Origin of the sequence: Clostridium sp. BNL1100 (genome assembly GCF_000244875.1) — a bacterium.
GTDB lineage: Bacteria > Bacillota > Clostridia > Acetivibrionales > DSM-1351 > Ruminiclostridium.
The window spans coordinates 3,492,040-3,505,974 of sequence record NC_016791.1 but is presented as its reverse complement, the minus strand read 5'-3'; the positions used below and the strand labels follow the sequence as shown (position 1 = coordinate 3,505,974).

General features: G+C 33.1%; 17 protein-coding genes. 15 read left to right on the top strand and 2 right to left on the bottom strand.

The features are described 5' to 3' along the window. Nucleotides 1–9: 9 nt before the first annotated feature. From CLO1100_RS14840 to CLO1100_RS20325, 11 genes are all read left to right on the top strand, one after another. Nucleotides 10–1,362, top strand: coding sequence for an ABC transporter substrate-binding protein (locus CLO1100_RS14840; protein ID WP_014314581.1), 1,353 nt, complete (start codon nt 10–12; stop codon nt 1,360–1,362). A 97-nt stretch (nt 1,363–1,459) separates the two neighbouring features. Next, nucleotides 1,460–2,380, top strand: a complete 921-nt coding sequence (locus CLO1100_RS14835; RefSeq protein WP_014314580.1) for a sugar ABC transporter permease — start codon at nt 1,460–1,462, stop codon at nt 2,378–2,380. 18 nt (nt 2,381–2,398) lie between these two features. Then, nucleotides 2,399–3,229, top strand: a complete 831-nt coding sequence (locus CLO1100_RS14830) for an ABC transporter permease subunit (protein ID WP_014314579.1) — start codon at nt 2,399–2,401, stop codon at nt 3,227–3,229. 24 nt (nt 3,230–3,253) lie between these two features. Continuing rightward, nucleotides 3,254–4,168, top strand: coding sequence for a dihydrodipicolinate synthase family protein (locus CLO1100_RS14825; protein ID WP_014314578.1), 915 nt, complete (start codon nt 3,254–3,256; stop codon nt 4,166–4,168). A 39-nt stretch (nt 4,169–4,207) separates the two neighbouring features. Continuing rightward, the gene (locus tag CLO1100_RS14820) at nt 4,208–4,843 is read left to right on the top strand and encodes a GDSL-type esterase/lipase family protein (protein ID WP_014314577.1); all 636 of its coding nucleotides are present in this window, start codon (nt 4,208–4,210) and stop codon (nt 4,841–4,843) included. 216 nt (nt 4,844–5,059) lie between these two features. Continuing rightward, entirely contained in the window at nt 5,060–5,638 is a 579-nt protein-coding gene (locus CLO1100_RS14815) for a TetR/AcrR family transcriptional regulator (RefSeq protein WP_014314576.1), read from the top strand. Between the two features lie 198 nt (nt 5,639–5,836). Continuing rightward, nucleotides 5,837–6,730 carry a dockerin type I domain-containing protein gene (locus CLO1100_RS14810; RefSeq protein WP_014314575.1) on the top strand — a complete coding sequence of 298 codons (894 nt, stop codon included), beginning with the start codon at nt 5,837–5,839 and terminating at the stop codon, nt 6,728–6,730. 100 nt (nt 6,731–6,830) lie between these two features. Further along, nucleotides 6,831–7,382, top strand: coding sequence for a GNAT family N-acetyltransferase (locus CLO1100_RS14805; RefSeq protein WP_014314574.1), 552 nt, complete (start codon nt 6,831–6,833; stop codon nt 7,380–7,382). Nucleotides 7,383–7,431: 49 nt separating this feature from the next. Continuing rightward, nucleotides 7,432–8,058: an accessory gene regulator B family protein gene (locus CLO1100_RS14800; protein ID WP_014314573.1), complete on the top strand. Its 627-nt coding sequence runs from the start codon at nt 7,432–7,434 to the stop codon at nt 8,056–8,058. A gap of 53 nt (nt 8,059–8,111) precedes the next feature. Further along, complete coding sequence (locus tag CLO1100_RS14795) at nt 8,112–9,044, top strand: hypothetical protein (protein ID WP_242836584.1); 933 nt, start codon at nt 8,112–8,114, stop codon at nt 9,042–9,044. 28 nt (nt 9,045–9,072) lie between these two features. Then, a complete protein-coding gene (locus CLO1100_RS20325; protein WP_014314571.1) occupies nt 9,073–9,216 on the top strand; it encodes a cyclic lactone autoinducer peptide in 144 nt (47 codons plus the stop codon). A gap of 48 nt (nt 9,217–9,264) precedes the next feature. Here the strand turns inward: CLO1100_RS20325 and CLO1100_RS14790 are convergent, their stop codons facing one another. Then, nucleotides 9,265–9,669, bottom strand: coding sequence for a helix-turn-helix transcriptional regulator (locus tag CLO1100_RS14790; protein ID WP_014314570.1), 405 nt, complete (start codon nt 9,667–9,669; stop codon nt 9,265–9,267). 244 nt (nt 9,670–9,913) lie between these two features. Continuing rightward, nucleotides 9,914–10,306 (bottom strand): helix-turn-helix transcriptional regulator, encoded by a 393-nt coding sequence (locus CLO1100_RS14785; RefSeq protein ID WP_014314569.1) that lies wholly within the window; start codon nt 10,304–10,306, stop codon nt 9,914–9,916. Nucleotides 10,307–10,948: 642 nt separating this feature from the next. On the opposite strand from CLO1100_RS14785, the gene CLO1100_RS14780 reads away from it, so the two are divergent. From CLO1100_RS14780 to CLO1100_RS14765, 4 genes are all read left to right on the top strand, one after another. Continuing rightward, the gene (locus CLO1100_RS14780) at nt 10,949–11,149 is read left to right on the top strand and encodes a hypothetical protein (RefSeq protein ID WP_014314568.1); all 201 of its coding nucleotides are present in this window, start codon (nt 10,949–10,951) and stop codon (nt 11,147–11,149) included. Between the two features lie 93 nt (nt 11,150–11,242). Next, on the top strand, nt 11,243–11,647 hold the full coding sequence (locus tag CLO1100_RS14775) for a PH domain-containing protein (protein ID WP_014314567.1): 405 nt from the start codon (nt 11,243–11,245) through the stop codon (nt 11,645–11,647). 317 nt (nt 11,648–11,964) lie between these two features. After that, the gene (locus CLO1100_RS20055) at nt 11,965–13,266 is read left to right on the top strand and encodes a S8 family peptidase (protein WP_014314566.1); all 1,302 of its coding nucleotides are present in this window, start codon (nt 11,965–11,967) and stop codon (nt 13,264–13,266) included. A gap of 351 nt (nt 13,267–13,617) precedes the next feature. Continuing rightward, nucleotides 13,618–13,917 carry a DUF1648 domain-containing protein gene (locus CLO1100_RS14765; RefSeq protein ID WP_014314565.1) on the top strand — a complete coding sequence of 100 codons (300 nt, stop codon included), beginning with the start codon at nt 13,618–13,620 and terminating at the stop codon, nt 13,915–13,917. The last annotated feature ends 18 nt before the right edge of the window (nt 13,918–13,935 follow it).

The window sequence follows — 13,935 nt, the reverse complement described above, 5'->3', positions numbered from 1 at the left end:
AGGATAACAATGAAAACAAAAAAGGTATTAGTATCATTAGTGGCTATCTCAATGCTTGCAAGTATGTTTGCAGGTTGCGGTAATTCTACAACAGAGCCTACTACATCAACTTCGTCAGCACCTTCGTCAACTGCAAAAGCAGAATCAGTTGAAATTACTTGGTGGGATTATCCTAACTTCCAGTCCGGTACTGCAGGGGATTATGAAAAACAGTTGGTAGCAAGTTTCAACAAGAAGTATCCCAATATTAAAGTTAATGTAGAAATGATCGATTTTGCCAGTGGACCACAGAAGGTTAATACAGCAATAGCTTCGAACTCAGCTCCTGATTTGATTTTTGACTATCCCGGTAGAATTATTGATTATGCCAGAAATGGTGTAATGGCAGAATTAGATGATCTGTTTAGTGATTCTTTTAAAAGCGATGTATCTGAAAAAATATTAAATGCTTCTAAACTAGACAATAAATATTACATGTACCCTATAAATACAGCTCCAAATATGATGGCATTCAATAAAACTATGCTCGATAAAGCCGGTTTGACAAACATGCTTCCTCTTAATAAAGAAGATAGATTGTGGACAGTTAGCGAATTTGAAGCATTATTGAAGGCAATAAAAGAAAAAATACCAACATTGACAGCACCGACTGCTATTTTTGCCAAGTCAAGTGCGGGAGATCAGGGAACCAGAGCTTGGATATCCAACATGGGCGGTGTTTCTACTATAGCTCCTGATTTATCAAAATACACTATAAATGATCCTAAAAACGTTGAAGCATTGCAGTGGATTGTTGACAGTGTAAAATCAGGATTGATTTTAAAAGGTGGAGAGGCACTTGCATCAAATGATGTAGTTGATATGTACCTTGGCGAAAAGATTGCATGTGTTCCTTTATATAACAAAACATTACTTGCATCAAGTGCTGCTAAGAAAACATCAAATTTTGAAGAAGTATTTATTCCTTATCCAACTCCCGATACATCAGTTAAGCCTCAGTTTGAAGCATTTATAGGCGGATTTGGAGTATTTAACAATAACGATGACAAAAAAATTGCAGCAGCTAAGAAGCTTGTTGATTTCATAGCTAATGACCAGGAAACAGCAAAAGAAACCTTAAAGCAGACAGGAAGTTTTTCAGTAAGAGCCTCAAATGCAGGTTTATATGATGATGCTGAGTCAAAGTACTGTGAAAGCATGATTAAATATTTAGGAACATATTACAACCAGGTTCAGGGTTTTGCTGAAATGAGAACTTATTACTTCCCAGTTTTACAGAATATATTATTAGGAACACAAACACCAAAAGATGGTTTGGACGAATTTGTTAAAAAAGCAAATGAAACTTTAGTTAAGAAATAATAATATTCCATCCATATGGAGCATTTATCTGCTCCATATGGATAAAATAAAATCGTGAACAGACATAAAAGCAGTTTTCATAAACGGGGGGGTTCGCATGGAAAATATACGCAAAGGCAACAACCTATCGGTTAAAAGAAAAATAAATAAAGCTAACCTAAGAGAATGGACTACAGCCTATTTGTTTCTGGTTCCTATGTTGATTTTCTTTATAGGTTTTGTTGTTTATCCAATGCTTAAAGGTATTTATATAAGTTTCTTTGATTATTCACTTAGGAATTTCAAGTTCGTTGGTCTAGATAATTATATTTCCTTAATAAACGATAAAATATTTATTAAATCTTTGTTAAATACTTTAATTTTAGTTATAGGTAATGTACCGATTGTAATTCTTATCTCATTATTTGTATCGGCTAATATTTACAAAAAGTCTCCGGTTGTGAGGTCATTATTCAGAGGTGTTTTTTATCTTCCAACAGTATGTTCTGTTGTAAGTATAACAGTTGTGTGGGGATGGATTTATCATCCAAACTTTGGTATATTGAATTACCTTACTTCCTTATTTGGATTTCAGCCTATCGGTTGGCTGGGTGACCCAAAATATGCACTGGGTTGCATGATTGCAGTTCTTGTTACTTTATCAGTAGGACAGCCTATAATTCTTTATGTTGCAGCTCTGGGTAATGTGCCTGAATCATATCTTGAAGCTGCAGAAATTGACGGAGCAAAACCTTGGCAGGTATTTAGGCATATTACATGGCCTTTATTAATGCCGACAACATTATATATTATAATAATAACCACCATCAACTCTTTCCAATGTTTCTCAATAATTCAACTTTTAACTGCAGGTGGTCCATCTTATGCAACATCGACGGTAATGTATATGGTTTATGAAAGAGCGTTTACTTTGAATAAATACGGACTATCATCAGCAATGGGAGTTGTACTTGCAATAGTTATAATGATTATTTCAATAATTCAATTCAAATTCTTTGGCGATGAAGTTGATTATTAAGATAAGGGGGGAGAACTGATGAAATTTTTTAAAAAATACACTTTACGGCAAAATATATTTATGGCATTAGTAGTCTTATTATCTGTAATATTTATGTTCCCGTTTTACTGGATTGCAACAGGTGCTTTTAAACCACAGAACGTAACAGTTCAGATACCGCCTGAATGGTGGCCAAAAAATCCTACCCTACAAAACTTTAAGCAGTTATCGGAATCGCCTTTGTTCCATTGGACAATGAATAGTTTTATTATTTCATTAGGTACTATGCTTATAGTTTGTACAGTTGCAACAATGGCCGGTTTTGTTTTGGCAAAGAAGGTTTTTCCGGGCAGAAACCTGATATTCTGGTCTCTAATAGTAGCTATGGCACTTCCTAAACAGGTTGTTATGATACCTTTGTTTACAATTTTATCAAAGCTGGATTGGATAAACACTTATCAAGCTCTGATACTTCCTGCGGCAGGTTGGCCTTTCGGTGTATTCCTTATGAAACAGTTCTCACAAGGTATTCCGGGAGAATTACTGGAAGCAGCTAAAATTGACGGATGTACGGAATTAAGAAGCTTCTGGAGTATTGTAATTCCTATGGTAAAACCGGGAGTAGGTGCTCTTGCAATATTCACATTTATAAATGCTTGGAATGATTACTTCATGCAATTGATAATTATAAGAAGCGAAAAGATGATGACATTGCCTTTAGGAGTAGCATTACTTCAACAGGAATTTACCACAAATTATGGTGTTATAATGGCTGGAGCGGCACTGGCATCACTTCCGATGATAATAGTATTTATAATTTTCCAGAAGTATTTTACTCAAGGTATAACAATGGGAGCCGTAAAAGGCTAAAAACATAAAGGAAGGTACAATACAATGATTTATAATAAAGAAGACTTAAAGGGAATATTTATAGCATTCTATGCTTGTTTTGACAAGGAAAATAACATTAGTAAAGAGGCAACAAAAAAGTTGGCAAGGTTTTATGCCGATAAAGGCGTAAAAGGCTTATATGTCGGGGGAAGTTCGGGTGAAGGCTTTCTTCTTACGGTAGATGAAAGAAAGCAAATGCTTGAGGCAGTTATGGAAGAGGTAGGACAGGAACTTAAAATCATCGTTCATGTAGGCGCAGCAGCAACAAAAGACAGCATTGAACTTTCAAAGCATGCCGAAAAGGTTGGTGCATATGCACTTTCAGCAGTACCTAGTGTGTATTATGGGTTGCCGGAAAGAAGCATAGAATTGCATTGGAAAAATATTATGGATAGTGCAGACCTTCCGTTTATTATATACAATATTCCTCAAACAACCGGCTACAGCCTATCAAATAATTTATTGAGAAAAATGTTGACCTACCCTAAGGTTGTGGGAATTAAAAACAGCAGTATGAGTACGTTTGACATTCAGAGGTTTAAAGCTATCGGTGGAGATAATCTATTAGTGTTCAATGGTCCAGATGAACAATATATTTCAGGCAGAATAATGGGAGCTGATTCAGGAATTGGCGGTACTTACGGTGTAATGCCGGAGCTGTTCTTAAAGGCTGAAAAGTATTTTTCAATTGGCAATCTTAAAAAAGCCAAGGAGTTGCAATTTGTAATTAATGATATAATAGTTGATTTACTTTCCTTCCCATCACTTTACGGTGCTGCAAAAGAAATTGTAAAGTTGAGAGGTATAGACATCGGAACTACAAGACTTCCCTTGGAACCTGTAGATGAACAGGATATGCCTAAGATTAAAGATGTATACGAAAAAATAATGAGTGCCATATTAAAGTCTACACTTTAATAAAGAATAGAAAAACTGGAGATAAAAGGACGGATTAGTATGAATAAGAAAAAAATAGTCTGCTTCGGTGATTCAAACACATGGGGATACAATGCAGAAACAGACGGCCGTTTTGACGATGATGTCCGCTGGACGGGTGTTTTAGGTAATGAATTGGGAAATGATTATAGCGTTGTTGAGGAAGGCTTGAATGGGCGTACAACTGTGTTCGAAGATCCGTTAAATGAAGGCTTGAGCGGTATTAAACATTTGTTTCCCACACTTATGTCCCAGTCCCCTATAGATCTGCTTATAATAATGCTGGGTACAAATGATACGAAACAAAGATTTTCTGCTACACCTCAAAATATCGCTGATGGTGTAGATCGTCTGATAAAAAAAGCCGTTATTTCAAAGGTATGGCGTAAAGAACCTAAGATTTTGATAATTGCTCCAATCATTATAGATAGAATGTGTTATTTTTCCCATGTAGCCGGAGGAATGGGCTCCCTTTGTGTAGAAAAATCACAAGAATTACCTGCACTAATGATGAAATGTGCTCAGATGAATAATTGTGAATTTATGGATTGCAACGACTATGCGAAAGTAAATTATATAGACTATATGCACCTTGATGCTAAAAGTCATAAAGTTTTTGGCAAAGCAGTGGCCGAAAAAATTAAACAAATTCTATAATAATCCCCCAAAAAATATATATTATTACATCCTTTGGTGCTATTATAAAATGTAAGAATGTTCAAATATAGAACATTCTTGCATTTTTGTAATAGCATTTTTTTGTGTACATAACTATTATCAGTTTTGCAAAACCATATAGATATAAATTCAATTGTTTAAAATTAATAAAATGCAATATTTATAAATCTAAATAAGGAAAGGATATGATATAAATTGAATAATAAAATGACAACAAGAACAAAGCAGGCAATTGCGTCAAAAAATAAAATATATAGGTGCGGAGAAAATCTAATTCGGAAATATGGCTTTGATGTTGTTACAGTAGAACAGATTTCAAAAAAAGCCGGTGTATCGGTAGGTACATACTATCATTATTTTGAATCTAAAATGGATCTTTTAAGAGAGATATTCAATAAAGCTGATAAGTATTTCCTGGAACAAGTAGAAGGAAATTTAACCGAAACAGCTTGTAAAAAGCGAATAGTAGAATTTTTTGACATTTATGCAGAATATACTTTGAAAGATGGGATTGATGTGATAAAAAAGTTTTATACGTCAGAAAACAAAATGTTTATTGTTGATGGAAGGGGTATGCAGAACGTTTTAACTAATATTATTATAGCCGGGCAGAAAAGTAACGAAATAAATAATGATACAGCCCCGGAAACTTTGACAAAGATGCTTTTTGTTGTTGCAAGAGGTATCATATTTGATTGGTGTTTGTACGATGGAAAAACTGATTTGAAAGCCGAAATGAAAAAAATTATGGGAATGATGGTAAAAGAGCTCTAGATAAATATCCAATTACTAATACTTATAACTCCAAACCCCAATTTATACTTTATTTTCCATAACTGTTATGATATTATTTATCTAACGAATTCACCGAATGTATTCAGTGAAGCTTCGGTAAAACATGTTCTGAATATCTTAGGGGGATTCAAAGTAGCTATCGTACAAAACGATAGACATATTAAGGAGGAGATTAATATGAAAAAATCCAATTTTATCACGTTCCTGTTGTTGGCGGCATTAATTACTTTTTGCTTACCAACAACTTCATTTGCCGCTGATACCGGTAAAATAACAGGAAGTGAAGTCCTTGTAATCGGAGACTCATTTTTAGCATTGTCTCATGATATTACAAGCAGACTGCAACAAAATGCAAAAAACGATGGAATCCTGGCTTCAACCGACAAGTTCAGAGATCTCTCGGTAAGCGGAACTATGTTAAGTGGAGGAATATCGCCAAATATCCCCACACAGTTCCAGAATGGTGTAAATGCAGGTACTGTAAAATACGTAATAATGGATGGCGGTGGAAATGACTGCATAGGTGGAAGCGTCAGTAATGCAGTTACTGCAGCAAGAAGCTTATTTGAACAGATGGGAAGAAGCGGAATTGTAAAAGTGTTTTATCTATTTTACCCAGATGCTCAAGGAGGATTGGCTGCTACGTTAAATCCAAACCTTAACACTCTCAGACCTCAGATTCAGAGTATTGTAACCAGTTCAACATCACCAAAAGGATATTTCCTTGATTTAAGGCCTACTTTTGAAGGAAAATATTCCTCATACATTTTGTCTGACGGAATTCATCCTACATTGGCGGGTAGCAATGCAGCAGCAGATGCTATATGGGCAGAAATGAAAAAAGTAGGTTTCTTCGGAAGCACTACGCCAACACAAAAAGTTGGAGATTGTAACAATGACGGAAGTATAGATGCTATAGATTTTTCACTGCTAAAACAGTATTTGATGAATGCCGGAAGTACATACAATAGTTATATGGATCTTAACGCTGATAATACAATAAATGCATTAGATTTTGCTATAATGAAAAAGTACTTGCTAGGAATGGTAAGTACACTCCCTGCTGTTTAAAGTTAGGGTTGCTTAACAACAAAAGCTACAATTGAGGAATTTACATAGACGTGGAAGTTATGCTTTCACGTCTTTTTTATAAAAATAGGAGGTGTGAAAGATGATTTTAGAAACTAAAAGATTGATTTTGCGCCCATGGGAAGAACAGGATGCTGAAGAATTATACAAATATGCAAAAGACCCAAGAGTAGGGCCTATTGCGGGCTGGCCGGTTCATACAAGTGTTGAAAACAGCCGTCAGATTATCAAGGATGTTCTATCGGCAGACGGAACCTATGCAGTTGTATTAAAAGATAATAAGGGCGTTATTGGAAGTGTAGGTCTCATGATCGGCGAAAATAGTAACCTTGTCATAGAAAAAGATGAAGGAGAAATCGGTTATTGGATAGGTGTCCCTTATTGGGGGCAAGGGCTGATTCCTGAAGCGGTAGTTGAATTAATGAGATATGGTTTTGAAGACGTTAATCTAAAAACTATTTGGTGTGGATATTTTGACGGGAACGAAAAATCAAAACGTGTTCAAGAAAAATGTGGTTTTCAATATCACCATACTGAGAAGGATAAAAAATGGCCGCTAACTAATGATATAAAAACACTTCATGTTACAAATATTACAAAAGTGCAGTGGCAGGAGCTTTGTTCAAAAAGATAGTAATAACACAAAAATTGGTATATAATCCTTTTTACAGGGGGCGAATTTATTGAGATTTATAAATAAATGGTCATATTCTTGTGCAAAGGGTTTGGCAAGTGTTCTTGAAGAGAGTCACCAGAAGAAAGCAGAATATTATTTCGGCTTTCAAGTAGCCATCGGCAGTATTGTAAAGACGACCTTATTAGTAGCTGTTTCAACGATTTTGGGGGTATTGATTCCTACATTAATAGTATCAATATCTTTTGCATTATTGCGAAAGGTGGCTGGAGGCTATCATATGGATACATATGGTAAATGCTTGCTGGTGTCAATAGGATTTTTTGTTGCCGCAGCACTGATTGCAAAGCATACATATCTCTATTGGAGTATTACGTGGTTGGTAATCCTGATTACCTTAACATTTACCATAGGTCTTTATATATTAAAGAAATACGCACCAAAGGATACTCCCAATAGATTAATTACAGATCCCGAAGAGAAAAACAGATTTAAGAAATTATCCATTGTATATATCTGTGTATGGCTAATAGTAGTTACAGTATTAACCGTACTCGGGATGAAAATGTATACTCTAGTATTATGCTTTGGTGTTTTGCAGGAAATATTTGCAATAACGCCTACAGGACATAAATTTTTTGACATAATAAAGTATGGGTTGGCCCCTCACCGCTGAATTTCATATATCTATTCAGAAAAAGTAAACTTTAAAAACATAGACCGTGACCTATGAAGTTGTCGAAAAATACAGCTTTTATGGGATTGTTCGGTCTTTTTCTGATTGTATTTACTTTCAAAATAATCTGTCATAAAATAGAAATATTGAATAAATTTGTAGGAGGTGTGTCTTATATGGTAATGAATTTGAATATTTTACTTTTAGTTTCATTGCCCGAAGCATTTTTAAATTTAATAATAGCCTTACTTATTACCGGAAGAAAAGAAAACTTAAAAATAAATAGTCAAAATATTTTGAAATTTGCTACTGCTATAATATTAATGCTGACCTCATCATGGATTATCCGACCAATATCCCCTAATATTGTAACAAGTGTTTCGTTACATATTATTGCATATTCATTAATATTAGTGTTAGTTTATGGAATGAAACCAGTATATGCTTTGTTTGGAACAGCAGTTTTTTTCTTGATAATGTCAGCGATAGAGGTTTTATATGTACCTTTTATAATTACATACGGATTTAAAGGAATGACGAACTTTCAGAATGCGTATCACTGGTATGCTCTACTGGCTATGCCACAGCGAATTGTTCAGGTAATTGCAATACTATTCTTGTGGAAACACGACGTTTTGTTAGTTACACGGATTAATCGCCGTTTAAACAGGTTATTTATTATCTCATTTTTACTGTTAACGTTAGGAGAATACTCTTCATGTTATGTATTCTTTGATATTTTTGATAAGTTAACGCTAGTCTATCAAATTACGTTCTCTGTATCATTGTTTGTGATAGTACTGGTTCTCAATATTCTCATGTTTAAATTGATTTATACTGTGATAAGCGGCTTGATTGTAAATTCATATAATAAATATTGTGAATTTGAGGACGACGTAAGATTTGCTTTGGATGAAATACGTTCTTTATTGGCAAGTAACAAAGTTGACGAGGCAGTCAAACTTATAGACTACATTAACGATTAAGTATTAAAGCAGAGGGGAGGGTAAGATTATGAAGTCAAAAATCAAATTTTTGCTTGCACCTTTGTCACTATTAATCACATTTCTTGCATTATCAGGTGTTTGCTCAGCTTGTGGTGGATTCTTTTATCAGCCGAAAGCACCAAAGCATTTGACTGCACGCAGAAGTCATTAATGAATTTATCAGAACCATGCGTTTAGCACAACAAAAACACCTTAATAATTATTTAGGGTGTTTTTGTTGTTTTACCTGCTTGATAAGCTTATTTATAGGATTTTCGAAGGAATTAATATCTATATTTGAATCCTTCATTCTTACTGCCAGCTGAAGATAAGGTATAAAATCCTGATTCTTTAAATAATTTTCAAAGGCATATAATTCCGGGCTGTAAGGCTTTCTTTTGCCAAGAGCTTTGCTTTCTATATGATCTGTGATTCCCAGCATATAGTCAGAGGATACATTAAAATGCTTTGAAAATAATACAAGCGCATCTGGGTCTGGCTCCCTTTCTCCAAGCTCATATTTTGAGATAGCTTCTCTGCTTTTACCTAAAGCCTTTCCTAACTCTTTTTGGGATTGTCCTTTAACATTGCGTAAACTTTTAATTCTCTCAGGCAGAACATGCATCTTAATCACCTCAAGATATTATTATAAATATTCATACCATTGTATGCAATATTTTTTATTTATCGACAAATATATTCCTTGTGAACTGTAATATATTTTAAATAATTACAAAATAAGGTTGACTATTCTGAATGCCGGTAATATAATTATGGTACGAAGTGTACCAACTTTGAATAGGCATAAACGACAAACTATCTTAAAAAGCACTTGATTACTTTATTAAGGTTGGTACGCTTCTTTTATATCAGTTGATTTTTGTCTGATTAATAATCTTATGTATTAACTTTTCAAATTGTTTTATTTCTATATTGGAATCCTTCATCCTTACTGCAAGTTGTAAATATGGGATGAATTTTTCATTTTTAAGATACTTTTCAAAGGCGTATAATTCCGGGCTGTACGGCTTTATTTCGTCATCTGCCATGTTTTCTGCTTGTTCATTAATTCCCAATAAATAGTCTGATGAAACATTAAAGTGTTTTGCAAAAAGTACAATAGCTTCAGGATCAGGTTCTCTTTCACCCAGTTCATATTTTGAAACGGTTTCCCTACTTTTACCTAATGCTTTACCTACTTCGTTTTGGGATTGTCGTTTAGCGCTTCGTAATTTTTTAACCCTCTCTGAAAGAACAGACATTCAATCACCTCAATGAATAATTATATATATGGTGGTTTAAGAAAGCAATATTAATTATTGCACTACAACAGTGTGAATTTATCTACTAAATAAAAAAACATGGATATTCTAATTGACCTATTTAATATGCAAGACTATAATAAATTGGTACGAACTGTACAAATTCTTTGCTGATTAATTACAAAATAATGGTAAATATATTGACTAACCAAGGTTATTCATATATAATTTGTTTGGTACTAAATGTACCATTCGTATTATACCGACGAAGTTAAAAAGGTATTTTATGTTAGATAAATGGAGGGACAGCATAGGTGAAAACAGGAGGAGTAAATTTAAGATAAAGAAAGAAAAGATATGCCCTTAATTAAGGATTTTAATGCTAATAAGATAGTTAAATATGCCGCCTGCGATAAAAACCCACAAGAAGGATGGTTATACATGTGATTTTCATTAGAGAGGTTTTGTTTTAAATAGGTGGCACTAATATACTCTCTATACTCTGCACTCTTCCATTTAACAAACCTCCTGCTTTTTGACACTCGACTAATGGGTGTCTTTTTTTATTAAATAGTTTAACAATAGACTAACAATAAACATAGAATATTTATAGGATTTATTTAAATTAGAGGTTTAAAAAATATGAATAATTGTTGTTGCAACAAATTTTTTTCACTGAGTCCAAGTGAGCTTACGTTACTTGCCACCATAATTTCATTAGCGGTTGCAGAGGAATTGGACAACTGCCAGCGCAATGTATTTGGCAATTTTCTGACATCTGTAGCTCAGAATATTTTGACCTTTGATGCTCAGGATAGCTGCCTTCAAGAACAAAACAAATAGAGTATTCAACTTAGAAGTTTAATTGTATTTTAAAGGTTGATAAAATATATCAATAATGATATATTTTATGTAATTTTGTTGGAGGTTTTTTTTATGAAGTTTAGCCAAATGAAAGTTATTATTACAATCGTAACGTTAATACTTGCAGGCATAATTTTATTATTCGTTGGAAGTGTCAATGTTACACTAACAGATAATTCTGTTAGTGTAAAAGGTACTTTTGTTGGTGGAACGACTATTCCTTTAAATGAAATTACTTCTATTGTGTACGTTCATAGTTTAGATATTGGATCAAGGCAATTTGGAATGGGAACTTTTAAAATGGCTTCCGGCACGTATCAAAATGAAAAATTTGGCAGTTACAAGCTATATTCATATTCTAAAGTAAATGCTTTTATAATAATACACTATGGTGATAAAATACTTGTATTTAATCAGTCTGACGTAGAAAATACTAAGAAGCTTTATAACCAAATTAAAAAAATTAAGGCAGAATAAATATCAAAAACCTTTTGTAGCAACAATTCTTTAGCTTCAATTTTTGACCCCTTCTATATTAACTAAAACCGTTAATGAAATGTGTAACTTCTGTTTTCTTCAACATCTTTTGATTGAAGGATTAAATTCCAGCAATTTCCATTATGAATTTTGCATCTTATTCTTAAAGGAAAAATGTAAATATTTAAAAGAATTGTAAATATTTATTTTATTTTTGTAATATGGTGTGATAATATAATATTACAAAAATGTTATATATTGAAATAACAATGTATAACTTATTTTACACTAACAAGGTTAAGTGGGGAGGGGATTAAATGAAAAAAACTAATTTTTTCATTAGTTTGTTGTTGTGCATATTCTTAATAAGTAGCATTTTTCCGGTATATGCTGAGGACAACTGTTATAAATCAGTTGATAAAGAGCGATTTATAGTAAAGTATAAAGATGATATTTCAAATATTGAAAAGCAGGAAATTCGTACAAAGTATAATAAATCGAATGTTAGCTTTAAAGACCTGGATGAAGGATTGGAATTGTGGGAATTAGATAATGGAGATGATTCTATAACAGAGATTCAAAAAAATCCAGCTATAGAATTTGTTCAACCTGATTATAAATTAGCTATTTATAATGAGAATCAGGGTACTGTTCCTAGTGATCTATATTTCTCATATCAATGGGGGTTGAGTAACACAGGTCAAACCATAGGGATAACTGGGACCCCGGGTGTAGACATAGATGCAACCCGCGCATGGCAATTTACTAAAGGAGACTCTAGTGTGGTAGTGGGGGTTCTTGATTCGGGAATAGACATAAACCATCCGGATATTAAAGATAATATATATATAAACATGGATGAAGTACCTGACAATGGAGTAGATGATGATAATAACGGTTACATAGATGATATAAATGGATGGGATTTTTATAATAAGGATAAAATGGTGTATGATGAATTTTATGAAGACATACATGGGACTCTTGTTTCGGGGATAATTGCGGCAACGAGTGATACTCAGGGAATGTGTGGAGTAGCACCAAATATTAAAATTCTTCCATTGAAATTTATGAGCACAATAGATGGAGGGTATACTTCTGATGCAATTAATGCAATAAAATATGCAAAATCTATGGGAGTGAAAATCATTAATTGCAGTTGGACAGAAAGAAATTACAATAAGGCTCTAAAGGTTGCTATGCAAAAAAGTAAAATATTGTTTATTTGTGCTGCTGGTAATTATGGATTAGATGTTGAAGTTACACCATTTTATCCGGCTTGCTTTAACATACCAAATGTTATATCTGTTGGGGCAATTGACAATCAGGGAAAATTAGCTTCATTTTCAAATTTTGGAACAGATGTTGATGTGTTGGCACCGGGCGTTAACATACTCAGTATAATTCCCGATGGAGGCTATCTGATATCAGGTGGTACATCTTTGGCTGCACCATTTGTTACCGGCATTGCTGCTTTAGCACAAAGCCTTGATAGGGATATTAAGGAAAATAAACTATCCAAAATCATTAAAAAATGTGTAGTTAGAGATGATACTTATCCTGTTAGAACTAAAGGAAGGGTAAACGCATATAACGTATTAGAGGATATTATCAACTAAATTTTGAGTATATCCTAGATGAATTCATAACAAAAATATCAGTTAATATTGATAGAAATTAATATTAACTGATATTTTTTGTTATATTTTGAAAAATGTCTAGAGCATCTTGTATATTTAATTACATTTATTTACATTTAAAAATATAAAACAATATTGACAAAACTATCATAGAGGATTAGAATAAACCATATGGAATTACATACCATAAATGTTAATAATTTTACTGAATTATTAATATTTGCCAAATAAGAATACTTGTTAATATTTACTAATATAGATATTGTAAATCACTTTAACAAGGTTAATTTTTAGCATTAAATAAATTAATATTTAAGATGGAGGTTCTCAATGAAAAAAAAGACAATTATTGGTACAGTGATATGTATTTTAACAATGGTGATTTTTCTTGTATTTTATAAACAATTACCGGCAGATGTACCGATACACTTTGATAGTAAGGGAAACGTAAATTCTTCTTGGCCTAAAGAGGCAGTAGTATTTGGAATACCACTTGCTTTTGCAGTTCTAAACGTTTTTGTAAGTTTTGCTTTACAAAAAAAAGGAGAAAAACGAGACTTTATGTATTACATATTACCAGCAGCATCAGTAGTAACAACAATTATTGTTTTAGTTTTGGCTTTAAAGTAAAATACTCCAGCTAATAGT

Coding starts and splice junctions, on each gene's coding strand:
- CLO1100_RS14805 (WP_014314574.1), top strand. CDS start 6,831: ATGATTTTAGAAACTAAAAGATTGATTTTGCGCCCATGGGAAGAACAG.
- CLO1100_RS14765 (WP_014314565.1), top strand. CDS start 13,618: ATGAAAAAAAAGACAATTATTGGTACAGTGATATGTATTTTAACAATG.
- CLO1100_RS20055 (WP_014314566.1), top strand. CDS start 11,965: ATGAAAAAAACTAATTTTTTCATTAGTTTGTTGTTGTGCATATTCTTA.
- CLO1100_RS14830 (WP_014314579.1), top strand. CDS start 2,399: ATGAAATTTTTTAAAAAATACACTTTACGGCAAAATATATTTATGGCA.
- CLO1100_RS14775 (WP_014314567.1), top strand. CDS start 11,243: ATGAAGTTTAGCCAAATGAAAGTTATTATTACAATCGTAACGTTAATA.
- CLO1100_RS14780 (WP_014314568.1), top strand. CDS start 10,949: ATGAATAATTGTTGTTGCAACAAATTTTTTTCACTGAGTCCAAGTGAG.
- CLO1100_RS14795 (WP_242836584.1), top strand. CDS start 8,112: ATGAAGTTGTCGAAAAATACAGCTTTTATGGGATTGTTCGGTCTTTTT.
- CLO1100_RS14790 (WP_014314570.1), bottom strand. CDS start 9,669: ATGCATGTTCTGCCTGAGAGAATTAAAAGTTTACGCAATGTTAAAGGA.
- CLO1100_RS14840 (WP_014314581.1), top strand. CDS start 10: ATGAAAACAAAAAAGGTATTAGTATCATTAGTGGCTATCTCAATGCTT.
- CLO1100_RS14785 (WP_014314569.1), bottom strand. CDS start 10,306: ATGTCTGTTCTTTCAGAGAGGGTTAAAAAATTACGAAGCGCTAAACGA.
- CLO1100_RS14810 (WP_014314575.1), top strand. CDS start 5,837: ATGAAAAAATCCAATTTTATCACGTTCCTGTTGTTGGCGGCATTAATT.
- CLO1100_RS20325 (WP_014314571.1), top strand. CDS start 9,073: ATGAAGTCAAAAATCAAATTTTTGCTTGCACCTTTGTCACTATTAATC.
- CLO1100_RS14825 (WP_014314578.1), top strand. CDS start 3,254: ATGATTTATAATAAAGAAGACTTAAAGGGAATATTTATAGCATTCTAT.
- CLO1100_RS14835 (WP_014314580.1), top strand. CDS start 1,460: ATGGAAAATATACGCAAAGGCAACAACCTATCGGTTAAAAGAAAAATA.
- CLO1100_RS14820 (WP_014314577.1), top strand. CDS start 4,208: ATGAATAAGAAAAAAATAGTCTGCTTCGGTGATTCAAACACATGGGGA.